Source organism: Cupriavidus sp. L7L (assembly GCF_004353535.1).
Lineage (GTDB): Bacteria > Pseudomonadota > Gammaproteobacteria > Burkholderiales > Burkholderiaceae > Cupriavidus > Cupriavidus oxalaticus_A.
In genome coordinates, this window is the sequence record NZ_SMNY01000009.1 from 499,898 (window position 1) to 521,390 (window position 21,493).

General features: G+C 63.2%; 19 protein-coding genes and 1 pseudogene. 7 read left to right on the forward strand and 13 right to left on the reverse strand.

Translation table 11 applies throughout. From position 1 onward, the window contains the following. Position 1: 1 nt before the first annotated feature. The 7 genes and pseudogenes from kdpC to E1J61_RS10240 all read left to right on the forward strand — a co-directional run bounded on the left by kdpC (position 2) and on the right by E1J61_RS10240 (position 6,205). Positions 2-625: a potassium-transporting ATPase subunit KdpC gene (kdpC, locus tag E1J61_RS10205; protein WP_133093937.1), complete on the forward strand. Its 624-nt coding sequence runs from the start codon at positions 2-4 to the stop codon at positions 623-625. 59 nt (positions 626-684) lie between these two features. Continuing rightward, positions 685-956, forward strand: a pseudogene (locus tag E1J61_RS10210) (TorF family putative porin); the annotation flags it as partial. A 442-nt stretch (positions 957-1,398) separates the two neighbouring features. Beyond that, complete coding sequence (gene groES / locus E1J61_RS10220) at positions 1,399-1,689, forward strand: co-chaperone GroES (RefSeq protein WP_063237002.1); 291 nt, start codon at positions 1,399-1,401, stop codon at positions 1,687-1,689. Positions 1,690-1,734: 45 nt separating this feature from the next. Next, complete coding sequence (groL, locus tag E1J61_RS10225; RefSeq protein ID WP_133093938.1) at positions 1,735-3,378, forward strand: chaperonin GroEL; 1,644 nt, start codon at positions 1,735-1,737, stop codon at positions 3,376-3,378. 648 nt (positions 3,379-4,026) lie between these two features. Continuing rightward, complete coding sequence (locus E1J61_RS10230) at positions 4,027-5,265, forward strand: Tad domain-containing protein (RefSeq protein WP_133093939.1); 1,239 nt, start codon at positions 4,027-4,029, stop codon at positions 5,263-5,265. Between the two features lie 9 nt (positions 5,266-5,274). Next, positions 5,275-5,766: a TadE/TadG family type IV pilus assembly protein gene (locus tag E1J61_RS10235; RefSeq protein ID WP_133093940.1), complete on the forward strand. Its 492-nt coding sequence runs from the start codon at positions 5,275-5,277 to the stop codon at positions 5,764-5,766. Further along, positions 5,759-6,205, forward strand: a complete 447-nt coding sequence (locus tag E1J61_RS10240) for a TadE/TadG family type IV pilus assembly protein (protein ID WP_133093941.1) — start codon at positions 5,759-5,761, stop codon at positions 6,203-6,205. The genes E1J61_RS10235 and E1J61_RS10240 overlap by 8 nt, the downstream gene beginning before the upstream one ends. Before the next feature lie 99 nt (positions 6,206-6,304). Here E1J61_RS10240 and E1J61_RS10245 read toward each other — a convergent pair whose 3' ends face one another. The 13 genes from E1J61_RS10245 to E1J61_RS10305 all read right to left on the reverse strand — a co-directional run bounded on the left by E1J61_RS10245 (position 6,305) and on the right by E1J61_RS10305 (position 20,663). After that, positions 6,305-7,090, reverse strand: coding sequence for a metallophosphoesterase (locus tag E1J61_RS10245; RefSeq protein WP_133093942.1), 786 nt, complete (start codon positions 7,088-7,090; stop codon positions 6,305-6,307). Between the two features lie 238 nt (positions 7,091-7,328). Then, entirely contained in the window at positions 7,329-8,303 is a 975-nt protein-coding gene (locus tag E1J61_RS10250) for a type II secretion system F family protein (protein WP_133093943.1), read from the reverse strand. A 79-nt stretch (positions 8,304-8,382) separates the two neighbouring features. Further along, a complete protein-coding gene (locus E1J61_RS10255) occupies positions 8,383-9,360 on the reverse strand; it encodes a type II secretion system F family protein (RefSeq protein WP_133093944.1) in 978 nt (325 codons plus the stop codon). A gap of 48 nt (positions 9,361-9,408) precedes the next feature. Continuing rightward, positions 9,409-10,779, reverse strand: a complete 1,371-nt coding sequence (locus E1J61_RS10260; RefSeq protein WP_133093945.1) for a CpaF family protein — start codon at positions 10,777-10,779, stop codon at positions 9,409-9,411. A gap of 51 nt (positions 10,780-10,830) precedes the next feature. After that, positions 10,831-12,024 carry an AAA family ATPase gene (locus E1J61_RS10265; protein ID WP_133093946.1) on the reverse strand — a complete coding sequence of 398 codons (1,194 nt, stop codon included), beginning with the start codon at positions 12,022-12,024 and terminating at the stop codon, positions 10,831-10,833. A 128-nt stretch (positions 12,025-12,152) separates the two neighbouring features. Next, the gene (locus E1J61_RS10270) at positions 12,153-12,488 is read right to left on the reverse strand and encodes a hypothetical protein (RefSeq protein WP_133093947.1); all 336 of its coding nucleotides are present in this window, start codon (positions 12,486-12,488) and stop codon (positions 12,153-12,155) included. A gap of 26 nt (positions 12,489-12,514) precedes the next feature. Then, positions 12,515-14,404, reverse strand: coding sequence for a type II and III secretion system protein family protein (locus tag E1J61_RS10275; RefSeq protein ID WP_133093948.1), 1,890 nt, complete (start codon positions 14,402-14,404; stop codon positions 12,515-12,517). 66 nt (positions 14,405-14,470) lie between these two features. Next, the gene (gene cpaB, locus E1J61_RS10280) at positions 14,471-15,313 is read right to left on the reverse strand and encodes a Flp pilus assembly protein CpaB (RefSeq protein WP_133093949.1); all 843 of its coding nucleotides are present in this window, start codon (positions 15,311-15,313) and stop codon (positions 14,471-14,473) included. Between the two features lie 49 nt (positions 15,314-15,362). Then, the gene (locus E1J61_RS10285) at positions 15,363-16,781 is read right to left on the reverse strand and encodes an ATP-binding protein (RefSeq protein ID WP_133093950.1); all 1,419 of its coding nucleotides are present in this window, start codon (positions 16,779-16,781) and stop codon (positions 15,363-15,365) included. A 77-nt stretch (positions 16,782-16,858) separates the two neighbouring features. Next, entirely contained in the window at positions 16,859-17,392 is a 534-nt protein-coding gene (locus tag E1J61_RS10290) for a prepilin peptidase (RefSeq protein ID WP_133093951.1), read from the reverse strand. Positions 17,393-17,426: 34 nt separating this feature from the next. Further along, a complete protein-coding gene (locus E1J61_RS10295) occupies positions 17,427-17,600 on the reverse strand; it encodes a Flp family type IVb pilin (protein WP_133093952.1) in 174 nt (57 codons plus the stop codon). Positions 17,601-17,700: 100 nt separating this feature from the next. Further along, the gene (locus E1J61_RS10300; protein WP_133093953.1) at positions 17,701-17,886 is read right to left on the reverse strand and encodes a Flp family type IVb pilin; all 186 of its coding nucleotides are present in this window, start codon (positions 17,884-17,886) and stop codon (positions 17,701-17,703) included. Between the two features lie 1,307 nt (positions 17,887-19,193). After that, complete coding sequence (locus E1J61_RS10305; protein WP_133093954.1) at positions 19,194-20,663, reverse strand: hypothetical protein; 1,470 nt, start codon at positions 20,661-20,663, stop codon at positions 19,194-19,196. Positions 20,664-21,493 lie beyond the last annotated feature (830 nt).

A 21,493-nucleotide genomic window follows, 5' to 3' on the forward strand; every position in this document is an offset into this window, starting at 1 on the left:
CATGAATACGCAAGTGCAATCCCGGCAGCCGTTGCCGGCTCCGGTGCAGGGCGGCCTGTTGCGGCCAATGCTGGTGGCGTTCGTCGGCCTGTCGCTGGTGACCGGCCTGCTGTATCCCGGCGTGATCACGGCAATCGCCAGGGCCGTGTTCCCGCATCAGGCCGGCGGCTCGCTGATCGGAAAGGATGGCAGCACGCTTGGCTCGGAACTGATCGGCCAGCCGTTCTCCGACCCGAAGTACTTCTGGGGCCGGCTGTCGGCCACGGCGCCGATGCCGTATAACGCCGCGGCTTCGGTCGGTTCGAACCTCGGTCCTACCAACCCGGCGTTGACCGATGCCGCACGCGCGCGCCTCGACGCACTGCGCGCCGTGGATCCGGACAACCAGGCGCCGGTGCCCGTGGACCTGGTCACGGCATCCGGCAGCGGGCTCGACCCGCACATCAGCCCTGCGGCCGCCGAATACCAGGTGGCGCGCGTCGCGCGCGCCAGGGGGATACCGACTGAACAGGTGAAGCAACTGGTTGCCGCCAACACGGACACGCCGCTACTGCCGGTGCTGGGCGATCCAGGCGTCAATGTCCTGAAGCTGAACCTTGCATTGGATGCCATGGCACGGCAGTAGCACGGTGCCGGTGATGCGGGACGATTTCGCTGCGTGCGGGATCGTCCCGCCTGTGTGCAACGAAGCACAGCTGGTATGCAGACCTGACCGCCATCGTGCCGCTCGATGTCTGGGACCTCACGCTGAACGCCCACCTGGGTTACCAGAAGGTGCAGGTCGCCAATGCCTCGTACGTGGACTGGAAGATCGGCCTGACCAAGGACCTGGGCAAGGGACTCGCGCTGGCTGTGGCCTATATCGACACAATGCCGACAAGGCGGTGTACACCAATGCCAAGGGCCGCTACATGGGCCGTGGCACCGCATGGGCTTCCCTGACCAAGACGTTCTGAGCGCGCCTTGCCGGCGCCGCTGGTTTTGATGCCGCCGGTTTTCGATATCGATTTAATGCGTCGGCCTGATCTACCGCCTGCCGTTGCGCCCGGCAAGTTCCGCGCTGGTTCAGAGGCTGGAGGAAGCCATGGCTGTCCTCCCTCCGCTTTCCATGGCACGGGACAAGCACCTGACGGCCTGAAGGCTTGCCACCCGTTGCCCCCGGGACTGTTGAGACCCGCCGTTCCCGCCGCTCCCACCTCAAATTCCCTCCGTCCGGGAAAACCCCCATTTGGCCGCTGTCTTGAAATGGCCATACCCCGTCCCTATAATTAGCACTCGTCGGGGGTGAGTGCTAACAGCATTCTGTGCCCCTTGCGACACCTGAAAATATCAGACGGCCGTCGCCTCGGTAGCCGGCCGATTGTGATTAAACACTCACTTTTGTATCTAGGAGTCCGTATGAACCTGCGTCCTCTGCACGACCGCGTGATCGTGAAGCGTCTGGACAACGAAACCAAGACCGCGTCCGGTATCGTGATTCCCGACAACGCTGCCGAGAAGCCCGATCAAGGCGAAGTGCTGGCAGTCGGTCCCGGCAAGAAGGATGACAAGGGCAACAACATCGCCCTCGACGTCAAGGTTGGCGACCGCGTGCTGTTCGGCAAGTATGCCGGGCAGGGCGTGAAGGTGGAAGGCCAGGAACTGCTGGTCATGCGCGAAGAAGACATCATGGCCGTGGTGAACAAGTAATCACCAACTGACCGCCACCCGTACAGATTTCAGGAGATTTCAAGAATGGCAGCTAAAGACGTAGTGTTCGGCGACGCCGCACGTGCCAAGATGGTCGAAGGCGTGAACATCCTCGCCAACGCCGTTAAAGTGACCCTGGGCCCGAAGGGCCGCAATGTGGTGCTGGAGCGCAGCTTCGGCGGCCCGACCGTGACCAAGGACGGTGTGTCCGTGGCCAAGGAAATCGAGCTGAAGGACAAGCTGCAGAACATGGGCGCCCAGATGGTCAAGGAAGTGGCTTCCAAGACCAGCGACAACGCCGGTGACGGTACCACCACCGCTACCGTGCTGGCCCAGTCGATCGTGCGCGAAGGCATGAAGTTCGTTGCCGCCGGCATGAACCCGATGGACCTGAAGCGCGGCATCGACAAGGCCGTCGCCGCCGCCGTGGAAGAGCTGAAGAAGGTCAGCAAGCCCACCACCACCAGCAAGGAAATCGCCCAGGTTGGCGCCATCTCGGCCAACAGCGACACCTCGATCGGTGAGCGCATCGCCGAAGCCATGGACAAGGTCGGCAAGGAAGGCGTGATCACCGTCGAAGACGGCAAGTCGCTGGCCGACGAGCTGGAAGTCGTGGAAGGCATGCAGTTCGACCGCGGCTACCTGTCGCCGTACTTCATCAACAACCCGGAAAAGCAAGTTGTCCAGCTGGACAGCCCGTTCGTGCTGCTGTTCGACAAGAAGGTTTCGAACATCCGCGACCTGCTGCCGGTGCTGGAGCAAGTGGCCAAGGCTGGCCGCCCGCTGCTGATCATCGCTGAAGACGTCGAGGGCGAAGCCCTGGCGACCCTGGTGGTCAACAACATCCGTGGCATCCTGAAGACCGCCGCCGTCAAGGCCCCGGGCTTCGGCGACCGCCGCAAGGCCATGCTGGAAGACATCGCCATCCTGACCGGCGGCACCGTCATCGCTGAAGAAATCGGCCTGACGCTGGAAAAGGCTACCCTGAACGACCTGGGCCAGGCCAAGCGCATCGAGATCGGCAAGGAAAACACCATCATCATCGACGGCGCCGGCGACGCAGGTGCGATCGAAGGCCGCGTGAAGCAGATCCGCGCCCAGATCGAAGAAGCGACCTCGGACTACGACCGTGAAAAGCTGCAAGAGCGCGTGGCCAAGCTGGCCGGCGGTGTTGCCGTGATCAAGGTTGGCGCTGCCACCGAAGTCGAAATGAAGGAAAAGAAGGCCCGCGTGGAAGACGCCCTGCACGCCACCCGCGCTGCGGTGGAAGAAGGCATCGTCCCCGGCGGCGGTGTGGCCCTGCTGCGTGCCCGCGCTGCGATCTCGGCACTGACCGGCGACAACGCCGACCAGAACGCCGGTATCAAGATCGTGCTGCGCGCCATGGAAGAGCCGCTGCGCCAGATCGTGCTGAACGCTGGTGAAGAAGCTTCGGTGGTCGTTGCCAAGGTCATCGAAGGCAAGGGCAACTACGGCTACAACGCTGCTTCGGGCGAGTACGGCGACCTGGTCGAAATGGGCGTGCTGGACCCGACCAAGGTCACCCGCACCGCACTGCAGAACGCCGCTTCGGTGGCTTCGCTGATGCTGACCACGGACTGCGCAGTTGCCGAAACGCCGAAGGAAGAGTCGGCTCCGGCAATGCCGGGCGGCATGGGCGGCATGGGCGGCATGGAAGGCATGATGTAATTTGTGCCGACCGACTGCTGGCGGGGTGTCATAACCCGGGCTGGCAGGCTGTCACAGCAAAAACCCCCGCGGGTGTGAATCCGCGGGGGTTTTTGTTTGGGGTGTGGGAACGCCGGTTTGACAGGAGGTGCATGTGTCACGAGGCTGGACCGACGCATGCCGCTGGACGTGAAGATGATCGGGCTATCGAACTACGGTTGACCACGAGATGCTAAGTTGCCGCCGAAGGTATGAGTCAAATCTGTAACGCTCTTCATCGGTGCGGGAATCCCTTTCCCACTTGCTTTCAGTCTCGGCTGGTACGCATTCCCGACTTTCGCATTCGGCAAGTGACGTTGGTTTCATAATTAGGATCTGCAACACTGATTTACCCAGGCTGTAACTCGGGCGTAGTACCTCAATGAGCAGTGCTCAGGTCTGTCTTCGTACTCCCCGCCGCGCTGTGAGCGCACCTACTTGTTCCGCCATTGGATCGATACCAATTGTCGTTGGCATGGCCAAGAATGCCTGTACGAAGCTGGTATCGGGATCTTTTCGGCATTGTCAGCCGTACGCGCATGCGTCGCTGGTTGCCGTAGTGCGAGGCTAAGACAAGAGGCCTGCGGACCGGTCCCGATGCTCATACCTATTATCAAAGGACGATGCCATATGTCCAGGTACAGCAACAAGAAGGAAAAAGGGGTCATTCTTCCAATTGTCGGCCTGACTCTGGCCGTGCTGCTAGGCATGGCCGGGCTGGTCATCGACCTCGGGGCAATGTTCGTCGCGAAGACCGAGCTGCAGTCCGCGGTGGACAGCTGCGCGCTGGCGGCGGCGCAGGAACTGGATGGTGCTCCGGATGCCCTGACACGGGCCACGAGTGCCGGAATGACCGCTGGGAATGCCAACAAGGTCAAATACCAGAAGGGCTCGGCAGCTATCGTCGACACGGACATCACTTTCAGCGATACGCTCAACGGCTCCTACAGTTCGACCTTCACGCCTGTCGCCAACGCGCGCTACGCAAAGTGCCATCACGTGACGAACGGGATCGCGGCTTACCTGATCCAGATGGTTGGGGGGCCTGCGAGCAATTCTGTGGCGGCGCTTGGCGTTGCAACACGCACCCATGCCCAGAGCACTTGCCCAATCCCCGTTGGCTTGCTGCCTAAGACCGGCGCCACGGCTCCCGACTATGGCTTCGCACCTGGCGACTGGGTAACCGTACTTTACGATGGTGCCAAGTCGGCCTCCCCCGGGGAAATGGGCTGGTACAACCTGGATGGCTCGAAGGACGCCAATGAGACAAAGAAGGAAATGGCCGTCGGCTATTGTGACTCCAAGATTGGCGATACGCTTGGGACTCCGGGGGCGAAAGTTGCTGTGGATGACCAGTGGAACAGCCGCTTTGGTATTTACAAGAACAACGGCGACATGTCGCTCATGCGGCCGGACTTTACCGGCTACGCCTACACAATTAAAAACTGGCCGAATGGCAAGCAGGCGTATTCCGGGTCATCAGGTGGTACCGACCCGACTGCAGCCAATTTCAAGATTAAGCGGCTCTCGTTCGCAAGCTATGCGGATACAAGCACGGATGTTCAGGTCGGCGACGCCATCACCAATCTGAACATGAAAGGTGGATACAAAGATCTGGCCAAGCCAGGTAGTACTGGCGAGCATGCAACGCTGGGGATGAGCCGCCGGCTTGTGATCGTGCCGGTTGTCTCGGCGGCTTCAAAAGTCGTCGATTTTGCCTGCATGCTCATGCTGCAGCCGATCAGCGGACCCACTGAATCAGTTCAGTTCGAATACCTGGGTAATGCGGCTACGATCAGTAGCGCTTGCACGACTAACGGCCTGGCCGGCGGCAATTTCGGCCCCATGATCCCGGCACTTGTCCAGTAGGGGGAATCGATGAAGAAGCGACAAAAAGGTGTGGCGCTCGTCGAGCTCGGCATCACGATTTCCTTGCTGCTGGCGATCTGTTTCGCCGTGACTGAGTTTGGCCGGGCCATCTACACGTACAACACGCTGGCAAAGTCGGTTCGGGATGCTTCCCGCTACCTGAGCACGCAGGCAGCGGGCAGCACGACTGCCCATAGCATGGCCAAACAGCTCGTCGTGTACGGTACGCCGGTGGCTGTCGAGAACCAGCCGACACTGGCGCCGGGCCTGAAGACGAGTATGGTGACAATCTGCGATGCAGCAAATCCGGCTTGCACTTCCAATATGGGCCAAGGCAGCAACCCTGCCATCAACACCGTAACAGTTCGGATCAGCGGCTATACGTTCACACCTATCCTGGACTTGCTCGGATTCACGCGCTTCTATACCGGCGGCAGCGATACTCTCACGTCAATTCCCTTCAGTGACATCTCAGCTACGATGAGGCAGGCTTATGAATAAGCGTCAGCGAGGTGCGACAGCGGTGGAGTTTGCCATTGCGGCAGTGCTCTTCTTTTCATTGCTGCTTGGCATACTGGAATTCGGGCGGGTGCTGTACACCTGGAATGCGGTGGCAGAAGCTACCCGGTGGGGGGCAAGACAGGCTGTGGTCTGTGGCAGGGGATCGTCGTCAGTGCTCAGCAAGATGCAGGAAATCCTGCCAACCCTCAAGTCCGGCAACGTTTCGGTCGACTGGTACGACGCAAGCGGCCTCAGTGCCAGTTGCGACAGCGCTTCCTGCACGGGTGTCTCCGTCAGCGTGACGGGACTGACTGCCTCTCCGGTATCCCCGGCAGCCTGGGTCGGATTTTCCAGTTTGGCCGTGCCCGGATTTGTAACTTACCTTCCACGCGAAATCATGGGCGAGGATCCCGGGAGCAGCGCTGTTTGCGGCATCTAAGCCCTGGTCCAGCAGCCCCCGCCGGTGCGAGCCAGCGGGGGCTTTTTGTTTTTTGGCGCTGGGGTTGCCGGGAAATCGGCTGCGATGACGGTGTGGGCGTCAGATATCGATCACGCAGCACCAGTCGAAGAACCGGTTTTCCGGCTCGCCAGTGCGGCGGCTTACGTATCCGCGTGGGTTGCACACTACGCGCGAGTCATCAATGCAGTAATCAAAACTGGTGTGCGTATGGCCGTGGATCCACAAGTCGGCCTGCGCCACCAGGTCGGGCCGCCGCGACAGGAAGCCGCCAGAGACCAGATCGTGTGAATAGCGTGGATCCAGGCTACCAAGGTCCGGGCCGTGGTGGGTGACTACTACCGTCTTGCCGTCGAAAGGTTGGGCTAGCTGCTTTGCTAGCCAGGCAGACGCGGTCTCATGGCGCACCAGCGCATCTTCGGGCATGAAATGCCGCAAGCGCCCGTCGCTGCCGCTGAGTTCTATCAGCCGGTGGTCCAGCATCACTGCTGCGCAGGCCTGCATCGATGCGTCGCGCCTCTCCGTGCCAAACAGGGTGTAGTCGCTCCACCAGGTCGTGCCCAGGACGCGCACCCGTCCCTTCGCCCCGCTGAACTCGGTCACAGCCCCATTGAGCAAATGCATGCCGGGATGTGCTGCGGCTGCATCTGCCATCAGCTCGTCTACGGCGTCGAAATTGCTTTCGTAATACTCATGGTTACCTGGCACATAGATTACAGGCTGCTCGAAGGTGCGTGCAGCCCAGTCGATGCCATCGCGGCCGTTGGCAATATCGCCGGCAAGCACCACGAGATCGGCGTCGCAGGTTGGCACCGCCTGCGGCATGTTGTGTTCGATATGCAGGTCGCTCAGGATGCGTAGCTTCATCGGAACTCCGGGGCGATTTTGTTCGGACGGCATGCGTCGCGCCAAGGTCGACGGTGCTTGCATTTTTAAGAAGACCGGCGATCTGGTCAAGTCCATCCGGCCGCGGCAGGAGCCATTGGCCCGCATCAAGTACGAGCAACACGCAAAAAAGCCCGGAACCAGGTCCGGGCAAGGGACTGTCTGGCCGGCGTTGCACCGGGAGACAGCCGGGGGAACCGTTCGCGGTTTCCCGGAAGTTCTACCCCCCCTGTCCGGTCATGGTCGGCAGCAGGATGCGATAGATTTGGATAAAGGCTGGCCCGAGCAGTACCAGCAGCAGCGACGGGAAGATCGTGAAGATCAGCGGAAACAGCAGCTTCAGCGCGATCTTGGCTGCCTGTTCCTCGGCCCGCATGCGGCGCTTGGTGCGCAGCATGTCGGACAATACGCGCAGGGACTCGCCCAGGCTGGTGCCGAAGCGGTCGGCCTGGATCAGCATCGATGCGAACTTGTCCACATCTTCCACGCCGGTGCGCAGCGACAGGTTGGACAGCGCCTTTTCCTTGGAGAAGCCCGAGCGCAACTCCAGCAGCATCAGTTGGAGTTCATCGGCCAGCACCGGACAGCGCAGCGCGAGCTCATCGGCCACGCGCATCAGGGCGGCATCGAGCCCGAGGCCGGCTTCGACGCAGACGGTCAGCAGGTCTATGACGTCGGGGAACTCTTCGAAGACCGTGCGCTGGCGTTGCGCTACCTTGCGCGCCAGTACGGCATTCGGCAGGTAGTAGCCGATTGCGGCCAGCACTGCGAGTAGCGAGAACATGACGTGCTGGTTTTGAAACCTCGGCTGGCCACTGACTGCTATCAACCCGATCATCGGCAGCGCGACAGCCAGCACCGTCTTGGCGGCAAAGTACAACGGTGCGGCGCTGGTGTTGCGCCAGCCGGCGTTCATAAAACGCACGCGCAGTTGCGAGTTCTCCCAGCCATCCTTGGGCAGCGACAGGCGCGACACGGGCTGCGCCCATTGCACCAGCTTCTCGATCAAGGCCTGCTGCCTGCCCGGATCCGCGTCGAATTGGCCCGCCTGGCCGGCAAGCTGCTCCGCCCGACCGCGCATGCGGTTCGGCGAGAATACGTAGAGCAAGCCGAACACCGTCCCGAACGCCGCCACGAAGATCAGCGCGAGCACGACTAACTGATCTGCCTGAAATCCCTGGATAATGCCTTGCATGATGGACTCCCGTCAGGATGGCTGTCCAAGCCGTGCATGTTGAGGCCCTGCGCTTTCTTATGTCCTGGCTATTGAAGTCTCATACGTGGATGCGGATGATCTTGCGCATCCACAGCACACCGAAGATCATCGACACCAGCGCACCGCCGATCATCTTCAAGCCGATCGGGTCTTTCCATAACACAGCCATAAATCCCGGATTGACCACCATGATCATCCCAGCGGTGCAGAAGGGCAGCAGGCCCAGGACCCACGCCGACATCTTTCCTTCCGCCGACAGCACGCGGATCTTGTCGAACAGCTTGAGCCGTTCGCGAACCATAGTGCCAATGGTGTCGAGGATTTCCGCCAGGTTGCCGCCACTTTCGCGCTGGATCAACACTGCAATGACGAAATAGCGCAGATCGCCCACCGGGACGCGAATGGCAAGGTTGGTCATGGCCTCGTCCAGCGCCACGCCGTAGTTAATTTCCTCGAAGGTCGTGCGAAACTCCGGCCCAATCGGCGCCTTCATTTCCTGCCCGACCATGCCGAGCGCCCCGCTGAACGAGTGGCCAGCGCGTAGCGCACGGCTGATCATGTCGACGGCATCGGGCAGTTGCGCCTCCATCTGCTTGAGCCGCTTGCCGCGCTGGCGCACCACGTGCAGCACCGGCAGGAGCGCGGCCAGCGCCGCGCCAGCCAGCATCAGTGGCACCGGCATCGGCACCAGCGGGATCAGCGCCACCGTGCATAGTGCTACGATCACGCAGTAACCCAGCAGTTGCCCTACCGACCAGCTGCTGCCGGACTGTTCCAGCCAGCGGTCGAGTGCGCCGATGCGGGGCACGCTCATCAGCCAGCGCTGCATGCGCGGCGAACCGGCCAGCAGCCGCTTTTTCAGGATCGACAGTTGCTCGGCGCTGACTTGTCCACCAGCGGATAACGCTCGCAGCCGCGCCTCGATGCGCTTGGCGCCCGGGCCATGCGTGTTGTTCCACCACAGGTAGATGCCTTCGACACAAAGCACCACGGCCACGAACAGCAGGATGCCGAAGGCATAGAAGATCATGCTCATGAGCGTCTCCCCACCAAGGTGTTGTTCTCGGGTCCGGCCGGCTGGGGCTCAGACCTCATAGCGGCTGGCCGGGTTATAGGTCTCGTCCGGCAGCCCAACGCCAAACACGCGCAGCCGCTCCGCAAACTTTGGGTACACGCCGGTGGCGCGGAAATGCCCGCGGACCGTACCGTCCTTGTCCACGCCGGTGCGCTGGAACGTGAAGATCTCCTGCATGTTGATGATGTCGCCCTCCATGCCGGTGATCTCCTGGATGCTGACGATCTTGCGCCGCCCGTCGGTCATGCGCGCCGCTTGCACGATGACCGTGATGGCCGAGGAAATCTGCTGGCGCATGGCCTTGGCCGGCATGGTAAGACCCGCCATGCTTACCATGTTCTCGAGGCGCGTCAGTGCGTCGCGCGGCGTGTTGGCGTGGATGGTAGTCAGCGAGCCCTCATGGCCGGTGTTCATGGCGTTGAGCATGTCCAGCGCCTCGCCGCCGCGCACTTCGCCCAGGATGATGCGATCCGGGCGCATCCGCAGCGCATTGCGCACCAGCGCGCGTTGCGTAATCTCGCCCTTGCCTTCAATATTGGGCGGCCGCGTTTCCAGCCGCAGCACATGGGGCTGACGCAGCTGCAGTTCGGCCGCGTCTTCGATGGTGACTACGCGCTCATCCTCGGGAATAAAGCCCGAGAGGATGTTTAGCAGCGTGGTCTTGCCGCTTCCCGTGCCGCCCGACACCAACACATTGACCTTCGCAGCGGATAGTGCCTGCAGCAGCTGCGCCATCGGCGGCGTCAGGCTGCGGAGATCTACCAGGTCGGACACCTGCAGCGGATTCACCGCGAAGCGCCGGATCGATAGCAGCGGCCCGTCGATGGCCGAGGGTGGGATGATCGCGTTGACCCGCGAGCCGTCGGGCAGGCGTGCATCCACCATCGGGTTGGTCTCGTCGATGCGTCGGCCGACGCGCGAGACAATCTTCTCGATCACCTTCATCAGGTGGGCGTCGTCGTAGAACACGACGTCAGTGAGCTCCAGCTTGCCGCGCCGCTCCACATAGGTCTGGCGCGCCGTGTTGACCAGGATGTCCGACACTGAGGGGTCCTTCAGCAAGGGCTCCAGGGGGCCGAAGCCGAACATCTCGTCGTAGATTTCCACCGTTAGCTGGCGGCGCTCGTTGTCGTTGAGTAGTACCTTCTGCTCGTCGACAATGAGGTTGACCAGCGCGGAGATCTCTTGCCGCACCTGCTCTTGCGGGTAGCGTGCCAGGCGCTCCAACTCGACCCGGTCCAACACGGTCTCGTGTACATCGCGCTTGAGGGCATGGTAGCCAGCCGACGTGGAAGAGGGCGATACCGCAAACCGGATTGCGGCGTGGCCGTTGGCGGTGAATGCTGGGCCGGCACTTGCCAGCTGCTCGCGGATTGACATGATGGGCTCCTTCGCTTCGGAATCTGTTGGCCGGGACCAGGCCGGCCGCAATCAGGTGCTCTTCGCGCGTAGCATCAGCCGGCGCAGCGGAGAAACGGGATCGGGTCGGCTACGGCGCTCGGCCTCCGGTGTCGCCGACAGTTGCGTGGCCAAGGCCTGCAAGGCCCGCGCGATGGCGCTGCGCCGGCTCAGCTTGGCAACGGGCTCGCCATGGCTCACGGCCTCGTCTACTGCGGAGGGGTCGTCGGGCAGGGCAATTGCTACCTTCATGCCGTAGATCTCCTCCAGCGTCGCGCGCGGCACTTCGTTCTTGCGCCCGGTGCGGTTCAGCACCAGCTGGACTTTGTCGGCGGGGTAGTGCAGCGCGCGCAGGATATCGAGCAGGCGCCGCCCTGGACGCCCGAACGCAACGGTGGGCTCGGTCACCACGCAAATACGGTCGCTATGGTCCAGCACGCTGATCGACAAGGGATCGATGCTCTGGCCAATATCGAAGATGACGAAGTCGTAGTTGGGCTGCATCACCGACAAGATCCACTCCAACTTGTCCTTCTGGATCTGGGTGGCCTTGACGGGATCCGTGGCGCCGGCGAGCAGGTCGAAGCCGTTGTCCACGTGCACCAGGCAGGCATCGAGGAAGGCGGCGTCCATGCGATCGATCTGGCCGCAGATGTCGGGCAGGGTCGATGGTGGGGCCTTGTCACTGACGATGTGGGTCAGGTCGCCAAAATGCCGATTCAGGTCAACCACCAGGACACGTTTGGCCTGGTGCCTGGCCAGCACATCGCCCAGGTTGGCAGCGACGAAGCTGGTGCCTGCGCCGCCCTTGCACGAGATCACCGAAATCACCCGCGCGGTCTCATGCACGCGCGGCACGTGGGTGGCTTCCACGCGCTTCAGCGCCTCGGCCAGCTGCCCCTTGTCCAGCGGCCATGACAGCACGTCGCGGATGCCGGCGCGCATGGCCTTGATCAGTACGTCGGAGCCCGGTGCCTGCGTGATCAGGATGCAGGGCAGGTCGGAGTGCTGCTGGCGCAGGGCCTCGATTGCCTGCATCTGGGCGGGCCCGATGGCGGGCAGCTCCAGGATCAGCAAGTCGGCCATGCGCAGGCGGCCGGCCTGAAATGGCAAGCGCGACAGGCTTTCCTGCAGCGATAGGGCCTGGAAGTTCCCGGCCAAGGCGCTGAGCCGGTTGATATCGGCCAGGCGTTCGGCGTCTTCGGATGCGATCAGGATCTTCAGCATGGTGTTGTCTCCGATTTTGTGGCCACCTGTTTGCAGTCTGGACTCCAATTGCCGGGTTCAGGTGGTCGCGAGGGAGTGGGGGAGGGCGGTGGCATGGACAGCTTCTTTGGGAAGAATTGCAACCACGGTCAGCGCGAACCGCCGCCCATGCCTATGCCGCCGTAGCCGCCGGCGCCGAAGTCGATTGTCATGGAGGGCGTGCCGCCTTGCTTGCCGTTGGCCAGCGAGCGGTCGAAGTTCCTCATCGCAGCCACCGCGGTCTTGCCGTCGGCACCCGTGACAGTGGGCAGCCCCGCAGGCGCATCAGGATTGATGATCTGCATCTGCGTGACTGTGGCGAGCGCCACACCGCGCTGGCCGTCCCACACCGGCGTCGAGGTCATGCAGGCCGACAGCGTGAGGCAGGCCAGGCTGCCGAGCACCAGCGTGGTGACGCCGCGCGAAAGGTTGGGTTTCTTGCTCATGATCGTTCTCCTGTTGGCGCGGCGGTTCAGTTGCCGCCTGCGGCGGTGCGCGTGGCGGTGCCTGCAGCTCGTGCCTGTGCCAGGCGCGCGGCGGTGGCTTCGATGCGGGCGATGCGCGCGGCGGTGTCCTCGGCAGGTGGTGCGGCGGCGATATTGCGGACAACTGGACCGGCCGGTTGCGGAGCGTCTGCGGTGCGGGGCATCGAGGTCGGAGTTGCCTGCGCTTCTGGCGACCCCGCAGTTGCCGGCGGATCAAGCGGGCGGCCGGTCGGCACCATCGAGAGCGATGTGGCAGTGCCTTCGCTGCGTGGCGCCGACGGCGGCGTGACAGGCGCGGGGGCCGGCGCGGCGGGCTGCGACGGGACCGGTGCGGGCTGTGGCGCAGGCTTGCCCTGACCTTCCATATTGCCCATGAAGTACAGCGACAGCGGGTTAGGCGTGGAGAAACTGTCGGTCGGCAGCGGATAGTTGTTCGTCTGCATCGGCTTGACCAGGCGCGGCGTGATGACGAACACCAGTTCGGTCAGGTCCTGCTGGTACTGCGTGCTGCGGAACAGCGTGCCCAGCACCGGCACCTCGCCCGCACCCGGCAGCGCCTTGAGCGAGCCGCGCGCGCTGTCGGTCAGCAGCCCGCCGATGGCAAAGCTCTCGCCATCGCGCATCTGCACGGTAGTGGAGGCGCGGCGCGTGGTGATGACCGGCAGGATGGTCTGACCTGCCAGCGTGCCGCCGCGGACGGTGGCGCCCGTAGGCGACAGCTCGGACACTTCAGGCGACACCTTGAGGTGGATGCGGCCGTTTGCCAGCACGGTGGGCGTGAACTTCAGCCCCACGCCGAACTCTTCTTCCTGCAGCGTGACGGTGCCGGCCCCGTTCAGCACATTGGCCTGCGCCACCGGGATGTAGATCTTGCCGCCGGCGAGGAAGCTGGCTTCCTGGCCGCTGATGGTGACCAGATTGGGCTCGGCCAGGATCTTGACCAGGCTGTCGTTCTTCTGCGCGTCGACGGCGAACTCGAACGGCAAGTTGTTGGCCTTGCTGCCGAAGATTGCCCCCGAAGCGCCGGTCAGCAGCGACGTCACGACACCACCCGTCCAGGAGCCAAAGCCGCCCTGCAGGTTGACCGCGGAACCTAGCTGGTTGAGCAGCGTCTTGGATACCTCGGCGACCTTGACTTCCAGCATCACCTGCTGCGGGCTGTCGACGGACAGCATGTTCAGCACACCGCCTTTCTTGTCCCCGTTCTTGCCGTCGCTACCATGTGCGGCGTTCGCATACGCCTGGGCGATGTCCATGGCCGCCTGGGCGGACTGCGCATTGGTGACGCTGCCGGTCAGCACGAGGTTATCGGCTGCGGTCATCACGCGGATGCCAGGCTCGCCCGGCAAGAGCTGGCCCAGCGACGTCTGCAGGCCGCCGGCATCGGCATTGACCACGACGTTGATGATGGTGCAGGCGCCGCTGCGGCCTTGCACGATCATGTTCGTGGTGCCCACGCTGCGGCCCAGCACGTAGAGCGTCTGGGGCGACACCATGGTCGCCTGAACGACATTGGGATTGCCCAGCGTGCGGTTGCGCACCGGCTCCTGCAGCGAGATCAGCTGCGACTTGCCGACCGGCACCATCACGCTGGATTCGCCGCGGATCGCGCCGGTGCAGTTAGGGCCTCGCGCGTCGGCGGCCGGCGCGGGTCCCTGCGCCGTGCCCTGCGCCACCGTGGTCGGGGCGCCAGGTGTCATGCTGATGGTCATCTGCATTGGTGCCGCAGGCGCTTTGGCCGCGGCTGGCGCAGTGGTCTTGGTTACGATGCCCGCCTCCATCGCGGCCTGTGCCGCCGCGGCCAGCGGGGTGGAAAGGATGGCGGCAAGCACCAGGACGCGGGTGCCGCCTGCGGCGTCGGATCTTTTCTGGTTCATTTTGAATCTCCCCCCGGAGAAGCTGTGATGCAGATCAGAATTCGTTGGACGTCGTGCGAGACGCGGTCAGAAGCACTCGATGCCGCCCTGCATGCCTGCCAGCACACCGATGCAGTTGCCGCGCGCGGGCTGTACTGCAACCGTGCGGGTCTTCACCACGGTGCGCGTGGCCGTCTGGGTCACGACCTTGGCGGGCGGCGCTTCGGGCGTCTTGCCCAGCAGCGTGCCTTTGGTGGCGCCGCCGGTGTTGATGTCCGCGACGTCCATCTGGTTGCGCAGTACCAGCGACAGCGTGCCGACGCTGCGGGCCACGTCGAGCTTCTCGGCCTGCTCGGGCGTCACTTCGAGTGTGACGGCATTCACCACCTTGGGCTGGGTGTCGTCACGGCTGACCTGTTGCGCTACCGCCAGCACCAGGATCTTCTCCAGCACGATCTTGGAGATGTTGCTGTTCTGCGCGTTTCGCGCCTCTTCATTCGTGTTGACGATCACGTCGACGTAATTGCCTGGCAGCGCGAAGCCGGCAACACCCACCACGTCGTTGACACGAACTGTGATCGCGCGCTTGCCGTCGTTGATGACCGCGGACAGCCCGCCCTTGGTGCCGATCGGCGCCAGCTTGGCATCGATAACCGGCTCGCCGCGCTGGAGGCTAGTGCGGACCACCCGGCCCTCCAGAGCCTTCACATCCTGGAACGCGCCGGGCGGAACGCTGCCCACCGGCCAACTGACCAGCTGTAGCTGGCTGCCGTTGAGCGGTTGCCCCAGGTTCAGGTCGCTGCCGGCTACCACCACCTGCCTGACCGAGCTTGATGACTGCTGCACCAGCCATCGCGACGCCGACACCACTGCCGCCACGCCGGCGACCAGGGCAATCAGCAGCATCAGGATTGCGCGCATGTTTTTCATGATGACTCTCCCCAATATCCCCAATGGTTTCCGCGTTGGCTGCTACCGATCAGCTCGCGGCGCGGTGGTTGTCTGACCAGCGGCGGGCGCCGCCGGCCTGTGGCATTCCTTCGGGCGAGGTGCGCAGCCCGTAGTAGCCTTGCCAGGCCGCCACCAAGCCTTCCTCGGTGACTTGGGGCGCGGCGCCGTGGTAGTGCACGCCGGAGGCCACCAGGCGCAGCAGGTCGCGCGGGATGCAAGCGAGCAGCGGCGTATCGCTGGCGTAGTGCAGGCTGTCGACAAGAAAGTCGAACACGGCGTCGCCGCTGGCCAGTCCGTATTCGGCGGCAGTGCGCTGGTACACCTCGCGATAGTCGTCCACCGACAGCGCACCCACGTAGAGCTTGCTGCCGAGCCGGCGCAGGAAGGCATCGTCGCCGAGCTCCCCCGGTTCAAGGTTGCTCGAGAACACCGGCCAGACGTCAAACGGCACCGTGAAGCGCACGCCTGTCTGCAGCGTGAACATGTCGATGTTGCGGTCCAGCGGCACGATCCAGCGGTTCAGCAGGTCGGTGACGCCAACCAGTTGGCGGCCCAGGTCGTCGATGATGTAGATGCCGTTGTTCGCCTTCATGTGCGGCGGCGCCTGGTAGAAGCCGGCGACGGGGTCGTGGCGCAGGTCCAGCATGGACAGCGTCAGTTCGCCGCCGGACAGCACCACCGGGCGGTGGCAAAGGATCCAGCGGCGGTCCAGCGAACGGCGTGCCAGCGAGCCTTCGCTGTCATCGCAGGGCACATGGACCAGCGGGTCGAATACCTGGATGATCTCGCCGGCCACGGTGATGGCATACGGCACCGGCACCGCGCCCGGCAGCAGCATTCCAAGGCGCTGCGCCAGGTAGGTCTTGCCGCTGCCGGCGGGCCCGTAGATCATCAGGGCGCGACAGGTATTCAGCGACATGCCGATGGCATCCAGCAGATGGACCGGGATCACTAGGTCGTGGAAGGCCGCGGTGACATCGGCCTTGGTCACCGATGCCTGGCCGACTGAGTGGCGCTTCACCGCCTGGACATATGCGTCCAGCGTGACCGGCGCAGCGCCGACGTAGCTGCAGCGCGCCGAGGCTTCGGCGGCGCGGGCATAGCCGGCGTCCGTCAGCCGGAAGCGAACGTCCAGGTCGCTGGCGCCGCGGTGGGCGATTTCCAGCAGTCGCTCGCGTACCGCAACGGCGGCGACCTCATTGACCACGGTGCCTGGCAGCTTCAGCGTGTCGGTCAGCACCGCCAGCGTGACGGTGCGGTGCTGGTAGGCGGTCTTCATCAGCAGACTCAGCAGTAGTGCCACCCCCAGGCCGGTGTCGGCGATGGTGCGCGGCAGGACGTGCCAGGGGGACAGAGGCACCGTGCCTTGGTCGGGCTGGGTATTCCTGACTGTCGCGACGGGTTCGAGGTGCCGCGTGGCGTGACCCGTGTCGTTGTACTCATTCATTGCCTTCCCCCGTTTGCTGATTTGCGTGTACTTGCGCTTCAAGGTGCTCGCTGCTGGCGGTGTTATCGTGTTGGTTATCAGGTGCTGGCAAAGAGCATGGCAAGCGTGCCGGCGGCAATGGCGACGCCGTAGGGTATTGAGCCAGTGGATGCTTTGACTTCAGACTGCACAGGCTTCGCGCGGCGTTGAACTGCCACGCTGAGCATGTAGCCCATTCGCGACAGGGCCACATGCGTCTGCCTGGTGACGAGAAGCTGCACCAGCGCCCACACGCCACCTATCACGCAGGTCGCAAGCGCAACCTTCACAACCATGATGGCACCAAGCCAGGCGCCCACGGCTGCCAGCAGCTTGACATCGCCGGCGGCCATGCCGCGCAGCAGGTAAAAGGGCAGAAACAGGGCCAGGCCCACCAGCCAGCCATACAGCCACGCCAGCGAGCCCGCCGCGACACCGTGGATGGCCATCTGCACTGGCAGTGCGGCGATCCAGGCGCCGAAGGTCAGCCAGTTGGGAATGCGGCGCCGGTCCAGATCGATGGCGGCCGCGGTCAGCACGATGCCGATCGTGACGGGGCCTACGAGGGAGGCGAGAGTGGTGGCGGCTTGCATGGCGATCGGCTGAAGTTGTTGGCGGTGACTAGGCTCAGGGCATGCTGGATGCGATCAACTCGTACATCTCTTTCACTGCTCCGCTGAGCTTGAACATGGAGCCGATGATGGCCACCGCAATCAGCATGCCGAGCAGCGCGTATTCGATAGAGGAGACGCCTTTGTCGTCTTGCAGCAGATCCTTTGATATGGCGAGGAACTTCGACATTGGCGTCTCCGGTGTCACTGGTTGCGGAATGTTGTGCGGATGGGCTTTGTGTGAGCTCCACAGGGGCTGTCAACTGTGCACGCCCCTTGCATCCAGGTCACTAGGTATTGGCGTTTTGGAGCGTCTTGCCAATGAAGTCGAACGTCGCATTCAGTTCATTGCCGATGAGCTGGACGGAAGCGATGATGACAACAGCAATGAGTGCGGCAATCAAGCCATATTCAATGGCGGTCACGCCTTCTTCGTCACGGATAAATTGCTTGAACATAGTGGTCAGGTCTTGCATGATTAACTCCTTTGATTGGGAACAAGCACTACAGGACTGCGGAACTTCGCAAAGGAAAGCACTGGCACGGGATTTCAATGCCGGGAAACGTGACAGCACGGCGGCGCGCAGATGGAACATGAATGGAAGGGCCAGCGGCCCGGGCCGCCGCGCATGCCCTGCGGGCTGCGCGCCTCCAACCGGCGTTCGGCGGCAGCTTGCATGCAGCGCGCTACGTAATGCGCACGGCCTGCGCGGACCATGCAACGGAACGGCACGCCGTCGCCCTTGCAGGCGGAAGCGGCGTGACAGGCGTTCCGGTGCGTCAGCGCGAAATGGCGGGCGGCAGGCATGACAAAGTTCCCCATATAGTTTTGGTTCTGATGCCGGCCTGTTGCTCCGACATCTCGGCATTCGTCCTGATGGCGTTGCCGGTGCCAGGACATAGGCAAGCGGCGGGCCAGGCCACGCGAAACCGTTGTGCCACAAGGTTTTCCGGGTAGCGATGCAAGGCAAGCAAGGCCGCTACGGGCCTGGGGCCCCGTTCTTGGACGGGATTCGTTGCCAGCCGGAAACGCAGGCGCAAGATCGCTTGCGTGACGTTGCAACGAAAGGACTAGATCGACCGATTGGCTTTGCGCTTGCCTTGCTGTACAAGCCGCGCTGACTTCGTCCAAAAGCATGAAGTGCAGCGCCTGTGCTGCTGCGTGGCACTCGCGCAGTCGGAGGAGGTCGGGCCGCCTATCGGAACACTCGCCGTGGACCGCCAGACAGATGGACGAGGGCGGCGCCGTGCGGGCCAGCGTTTCCGGATAGAAACGTCTTGCCGCCGCAGGCCGCCGTCGGAATCGGTGCTATTCCGGCGAGGTGCGCCGTAAACCAAGCGTGCAGGCGGGTTGCGGGCGTTTAGGACCGCATGATTCAAGCTGGAAACGTTGAGTGCCGGGAAGTGCTGCAGACGCGAACACAGGCTTGCTCAGGCGCTTCGTCGTGCTGTAGGGGGGGTGAACTGCCTCTGGGGGGCGCAGGGAGACCGGTTCGTTGCTCACCATGGCCTGCTAATTTTACGTCGAGCTGGGGCGCATGGCGGCGCGCATGCGCGCCGAGTAGCGTTGGCTACTTTCGTTCATTGGAAGTCATCGGGAAAGGAGGCTGGATAGCGCGTGTAGTGCGATCGCAGCCGTCAGAAAACCGTCGTGAGAGCGGCCGCATCGCCGTGCCGCTGACTGACCGTCCCGATGGCTTCGCCACTGCAGCACAAAGGCCGGCAGCGCCGCGCAGGCGGCTGCCGGCCGCAGCAAGCAGCAAGTCAGGCGCCGGCTGCAGCGCTAAGGATGCAGTACGTAGGCTACTGCTACCGCATCCTCATGGACTTTGCGCCAGCCCGGGAGATCGCGGATCACGTGCACTGCTGGGCTTGTCGGCTCCAGGATGGCCCAGCGGATCTTATATTCCTGGAGCAATGCCTGCAGCGCCTCGGCCTTGCCGGAATAGGCTTCCATGTACCGGCGGACGAACTTATCCCCGTAGAGGTCCGCGCGGCCGTCAATGACCGGCGCGATGCCGGAGAAGATCAGGTAGCCGCCAAAGTTGTAGCTGTTGAATACCGGTCCCGAAGCGCCCGCCGCCAGGGCTGCCCGTACCGCGTCCTTGGGCAGGGTAAGATCTCGGTCCCGCTGGATGCCCTTGCCGAGGAAGATGGCGCTGGCAAGGAACAGGACCGTGGCCAGCAGGGTGATGATCTGAAGGCAGCGCAGCGATAGTCTGGCCTTCACCTCCGGACGAATGGCCGCGCGCAGCTGGGGTCCGACAGCAGGCATCAGCAGCAGTGGCGCAAGCAGTCCCACAAGCTCTGCGTAGCGCGCCGCTGACAGGGCAAGATAGACAAGCCCGAAAAACATCGCTATCCGCGTTGCCGGCAACCGGAACCCGAAGTAGAGCGCACCGAACAGCACAACGCCAAGCCACACAACGATCGGCTGGAGCAGGCCGATGACCGGCGGCTGCCATTCTCTGATGATGCTGAGCGTGTAGGACATGCCGGCAACATGAAAAGGGAAGAGTACGCCGTCGATGCCGTTCGGAGTCATCAGGCCGGCCGTCACGGTGAGCGCGAGGAACGGTGCCCAAGCCTTCGCGGTACGAACCGGATTGCCTGCCGTCAGGACCGCTTCGAGTGCCAGCGCAACGCCCAGCACGATGCCGAGCAGAAAGCTCGCATGCATGTTGGCCCAGGCCAGCATAACTGCAACTAGCCAGAGGCTCGGGTGCTTGCCTCGTTCGCGCGCCAGGACGATGCCGGCAATCCAGATCACTATCAGCGGCCAAGCCAATGTGTGCGGTCGCGCCAGGAGGTGCTGGATAAGCGTCAAGTACGCTAGCACCGTGCCGGTGAATGCATGCAGGGGTTCGATATAGCGCAGCAGGAACGCCAGCAAGACGACCAGTGCGAGGCTGGTTGCCAGCGCGGTAACCAGAACGGGGCCGGACCAGCCCAGCCATGCATAAGATATGGCAAGGACGACTTCGGCCAGCCATTCATGAGGGATCCACTTCTGGCCCCGGAATGAAAAGGAAAACGGGTCTGTCGTAGGTACTGCGTGATTGGCGAGGATCCAGTTACCGGCTGCGATGTGCCACAGCGTGTCGGCGTCTGCCAGCAGCCGCACGCCGATCAAGGCAACCATGGAGAACAGGCTCAGGCCGAACAGCAACAGCCAGAACTCCTGCCGTGTCGCGGCTCTGCGCAGAAAGCTGTCGCCGCTCGTGGTCACGGCACAAGTCGTGGTGATTTTCATGGCGTCTCGCGATAGCGGTGTGACATGCCGGGAAGGGTGCCGCGATCCAGCCAGGCAAGACACTGCCCGGCACTACGGCGGTGAAAGAGTCGCTAGCCTGTCGCAAATTGCGCGCCATCGCGGCGGAAACGCTGAGTTTGCGCGGCAATCTCACCGTGTGGATTGCGTGCCGGCGCGCTCGCTCACGCCGCGCCGGGGCCTTCGTTTCCCGTGCGAATCGTGCTTAATTCTTCGGCTGCGCGCCGCTGCACGATGCATTGCTGACGCTAGCGGCGATTTCCTCGCCAAAAGTATGAGTCCGGCGTCGCTGCAAATGATGCCTTCGGCGGAGGTGGACGGGCAATCCGGCGGCATTGGCATTGCGATGGCAGTGGATCTAGCTAAAGGCTGCACCATGGCCAACGTTTCAGTGGGGAAACGCGGCACATTGTCGCCGCTTCGCCACTATGCGGGGCAGCACCGCGAAAAGCCGATAGCGACCGGGACTCACGTCGAATCTGCCGGTGATTCAGTTCGGAAACGTTCGCGCGGGCCTGTTTGCGTTGGGCTGCCGCGGGCGTTTGCGCAGCTTGTATATCGGTGTGCCGCTGACCAGAATGTAGCGAAACCATCGATGCACCACTGTCGCCGGTGCGTCATATAACAGCAGGAACGGGGAACGATGCGCATGGACCATAGCCCGGAAGCGATACCGGGATCCGTGATGGTGCGAAATCGGCTGGGCCTTGAACGAGTCGTGGCCTACGGCGCGGCCATGCTGATTGGCTATGTCGCGGCCTATGGGCGTTGCTCAAGGTCTGGCGCTGTCCGAATTCGACGAAGCTGCGTAT